We start from the raw sequence: 1,105 nt of genomic DNA, 5'->3' as shown, positions 1-1,105 counted from the left end.
CTGCCGCTATCACTTCCGTACTGGCCAAGACCTACGGCGGTGCCGCCAAAGCGTTCGACCAGATCGATAACGCCCCGGAAGAGAAGGCTCGTGGTATCACCATCAACACCTCTCACGTAGAGTACGATACTCCTACTCGTCACTACGCCCACGTTGACTGCCCCGGCCACGCCGACTACGTCAAAAACATGATCACCGGTGCTGCCCAGATGGACGGCGCTATCCTGGTAGTTGCTGCCACCGACGGCCCGATGCCGCAAACCCGTGAGCACATCCTGCTGGGTCGCCAGGTAGGCGTTCCTTACATCATCGTGTTCATGAACAAGTGCGACATGGTTGATGACGAAGAGCTGCAAGAGCTGGTCGAAATGGAAGTACGTGAGCTGCTGAGCCAGTACGACTTCCCCGGTGACGACCTGCCTGTGATCAAAGGTTCCGCTCTGAAAGCGCTGGAAGGCGACGCCGAGTGGGAAGCCAAGATCATCGAGCTGGGCGAAGCCCTGGACACCTACATCCCCGAGCCGGAGCGCGCTATCGACAAGCCGTTCATCCTGCCCGTGGAAGACGTGTTCTCCATCTCCGGCCGTGGTACCGTAGTTACCGGTCGTGTAGAGCAAGGCATCATCAAAGTTGGTGAAGAAGTGGAAATCGTCGGTATCAACCCGACCACCAAAACCACTTGTACCGGCGTTGAAATGTTCCGCAAGCTGCTGGACGAAGGCCGCGCTGGTGAGAACGTAGGTGTTCTGCTGCGTGGTACCAAGCGTGACGAAGTAGAGCGTGGTCAGGTCCTGTGTAAGCCGGGCTCCATCAAGCCGCACACCAAGTTCGAATCCGAAGTGTACGTGCTGAGCAAAGAAGAAGGTGGTCGTCATACTCCTTTCTTCAAAGGCTACCGTCCGCAGTTCTACTTCCGTACCACTGACGTAACTGGCACCATCGAGCTGCCGGAAGGCGTAGAGATGGTAATGCCTGGTGACAACATCCAGATGGTAGTAGAGCTGATCGCTCCTATCGCCATGGATGAAGGTCTGCGCTTCGCTATCCGCGAAGGTGGCCGTACCGTAGGCGCCGGCGTAGTTGCCAAAATCATCGCCTAATCGCG

Annotated in this window: 1 protein-coding gene; it reads left to right on the top strand. The window is 57.1% G+C overall.

What is annotated here, in order from left to right; translation table 11 throughout:
- Nucleotides 1-1,100, top strand: a 1,100-nt coding sequence (gene tuf, locus B3C1_RS19160) for an elongation factor Tu (RefSeq protein ID WP_008486888.1), incomplete at its 5' end; no start/stop codon positions are given.
- Nucleotides 1,101-1,105 lie beyond the last annotated feature (5 nt).

The sequence above is a fragment of the Gallaecimonas xiamenensis 3-C-1 genome, from assembly GCF_000299915.1.
In the GTDB taxonomy this organism is placed as follows: Bacteria; Pseudomonadota; Gammaproteobacteria; order Enterobacterales; family Gallaecimonadaceae; genus Gallaecimonas; species Gallaecimonas xiamenensis.
Note: the sequence above shows the minus strand (reverse complement) of the source record. Positions and strands in the feature narration are given on the sequence as shown.